Source organism: Actinomyces naeslundii, assembly GCF_001956585.1.
GTDB classification, from domain to species: Bacteria; Actinomycetota; Actinomycetes; order Actinomycetales; family Actinomycetaceae; genus Actinomyces; species Actinomyces naeslundii.
In genome coordinates this window covers 1-3075 of the sequence record NZ_MSRR01000046.1, presented here as the reverse complement: position 1 = coordinate 3075, position 3075 = coordinate 1, and the positions used below count along the sequence as shown (strand labels likewise).

The 3075-nt window shown below is 63.3% G+C and carries 1 pseudogene; it reads right to left on the bottom strand.

Annotated features, from left to right (window positions below):
- Positions 1-162: 162 nt before the first annotated feature.
- Positions 163-3047 (bottom strand): annotated as a pseudogene (locus tag BKH33_RS14415) (tetratricopeptide repeat protein).
- Positions 3048-3075: the final 28 nt, after the last annotated feature.

Here is a 3075-nt window from a genome sequence, read left to right as displayed (position 1 = left end):
GGCATCGCTTGGCAGTGACGCCGCGCTGCCCCACGAAGGATCAACGGCCACAGCGGCTCCGCGCATGAGCAGCCCGGCGATGCTGGCAGACAGAACAGCGAGGGAGAGGGGATCGGCCATGCCGCTATCGTACAAGCGGTCAGCGGTGCCGAATCAGAATTCTCACGGCGTCCCGAAGAGCTTCTCCGCATCCTCGATTCTTCCAGCGGCGCGATAGGCGCCGGCGAGGTTGCCGCGCGAGGTGAGAGTGACAGGGTGAGCAGGTCCCAGGGTGCGGGTGCGGTCCTCGAGGTTCTGCTCGAACAGGGGAATGGCCTCCTCGAGCCTGCCCGCATCCCGGTAGGCGCCGGCGAGCGTGCTACGCGAGGTGAAGGTGTCGGGGCGGTCGGGACCCAGAATGCGGATGAAGTCGGTGAGGTTCTGCTCGAACAGGGGAATAGCGTCGTCGAGCCTGCCCGCATCCCGGTAGGCGCCGGCGAGGCTGTGGCGTAGAGCCAAGGTTCCAGGGTGGTCGAGGCCCAGGGTGCGGGCGACGTCGTCAAGGTTCTGCTCGAACAGGGGAATGGCCTCCTCGAGCCTGCCCGCATCCCGGTAGGCGCCGGCAAGGGTGCTGCGCGAGCTGAGCGTGTGGGGGTGGTCGGGACCCGCGAGGCGGGTGACGTCGGTGAGGTTCTGCTGATACAGGGGGATGGCCTCGTCGCGTCTGCCCGCATCCCGGTAGGCGCCGGCGAGCGTGCCGCGCGAGGCCAAGGTTTCAGGATGGTCGAGGCCTGAGAGGCGGGTGACGTCCTCGAGGTTCTGCTGATACAGGGGGATGGCCTCGTCGAGCCTGCCCGCATCCCGGTAGGTTGCGGCGAGGTTGTTACGTGCGGCCGAGGCGCCGGGACTGTCGGGACCCATGATGCGCATGGCGTCTGCGAGGATCTGCTTCTTCAGGGTGATGGCCTCGTCGAATCGGCCCGCTTCCCGGTAGATGCCGGCCAGTTCGTCGCGTGCGGTCAGAGTGCTGCGGTGGTCGGGGCCCAAGACGAGGCTGCGGCCGCTGAATACCTGCTCGTACAGGGTGATGGCCTCGTCGAGCCTGCCGCTCGCCCGGTAGGTGCCGGCGAGGTTGAGACGTGAGGTCAGGGTGCCGGGATGGTCGGTGCCCAGGACGCGGATGGAGTCCTCGAGGGTCTGCTCGTACAGGGCGATGGCCTTGTCGAGCCTGCCGGCGTCCGGTAGGCGCTGGCGAGGTTGTTGCGTGAAGCCAGGGTGTGGGGGTGGTGGGGGCCCAAGGCGTCGCAGGCCTGGGTCACGGAGTCAGTGAGACAAAGGGCCAGTTGCGACATCCCAAGGCTGGTCGCGTCGTGTAGTGTCTCGGCGAGCTTGGAAGACACTTGTGGCTCAGAAAACAGTGAATGAGAGTAGTCCTGTGATGTGATTGAGAGTAGCTGCTCGATGAGATGGTGGGTCTCTTGTCGCCGTTGTTCAGGATTCTCTAGGTGGTCTACGTCCATCCCGCCGAGAAGTGTTGCAGCGCACCTACGCGCCTCACCGAGTTGCTTCTGGTCATTAAGGTAGGTTTCCCGGTACACGTGTCCCTGGAGCCAGTGAATGAAGGTCTTGTCGCCGTCGCTGGATTCTTGGAGGATAGCGACGCTCTTCAGGAAAGACAGGGTGTCGCGTACTGCGTCGGAGTCGCTGTCGAGCCTCAATAGCCAGTGAGTCGGTACGCCGGAAGCTGTCAGGAGGGACAGTGTGTCGAGGAGCGATACGGCGATCCTCTCCTGCTGAGGGTGCTTGGTTCTGAGCTGCTCCAAGACCTGTTCGTATGCCATGAGCAGTGCGATGCCGACGGCGTTCGGGTAGTCGTCGCCCTCGAGGGGACTGATGCTTGACTCGAGCGGGTGATGACTCAGCCTGTCAAGGTAGCCGGATAAGGTGTATCCGCCCTGTTTTGCTGTCGCGGCGGCTTGGGCTATGGCGACGGGCAAGTCGCCAAGCGCATCCGCGATCCGGTCAGCTGCTTCGCGGTGAGTGTCGACGGTACGCTCGCACAGGAGGGTGATCGACTGCTCCCGATCGAAGGCGCCAACCGTGAACCGCAACCACCCCAGGTCGTCCCAGTCGAGGTGGCGCGTGGTGGTGATGAGGGTTCGAACTCCGGTGCTCTCGGGAATGAGGTCTCTCAGGTCGTTGGGATTCTCCACGTTGTCGAAGACGAAGAGACTGTTGCTCCCATCCGCTGAGCGCAAATGATCCATGAGGCGTCGAACGATGACCTCCAGGGGGATGCTATTCGGTGCATCGATACCGGTCCGCAGCGCGAATTCGTAGAGGTCGGCAATGATTTGCTTGCGTGAGGCCGCATGAATCCACGCGACTAGGGGCCAGCCCTCCTCCTCGCACCTGGCCGCAATCGCAGCTGCCAGCTGAGTCTTTCCGCTTCCCCGCATCCCGGTCAGAACTGTGCGAGGCTCGGCGCGAGTGAAGACGGCGTCGAAGAGCTCATCCTGCCCCTCCCGTGTGACGAATCCTGCGGTGACCTGGGGGCGATTTCCAAAGCGAAGCAGTTTACCGGCTTGCATGTGAGAGGGTGTCATACTAGTGTTATTGATGCTGTTGGTGATCTTATCTGGGTGCTCGTGAGCCTTCTTGTGCTGGTCTGACAATTGTTTTTGGCCTGTGAGTACTTGCTTGAGTGCGGCAAGGTTGAAGGTCCGTGAGCCCGGTGCTCGATAGATGAACTCGTCGGCGACGATGCGGGTCAGGTCATTGAAGAAGGGCTCGGCTGCTGCTTCGACGTTCTGGCGGTGGCTGGCCGTTCGCCGTCGGAGGTGCGTCTCGAAGTTGCCTGGGTGGCGTACCGCCTCGATGACTGCGGCGTCGTCCTCACTGAGCTCCTTGAGTGCCACCTCCATCTCGGTGACGGCTCCAGCCAGCGCGGAATGGTTCACCTTTTGGTATTGCTTGCTGGCGGCATCCACCTGCTCCTGAACTCGGCCCTTGATGGACGCCTCCAGCGGATTCTCCTCGCCGCCTCGCCCTGGCAGCAGACCTCTCATGCTGCGCCACGCGTTGAGGGCATCGCTT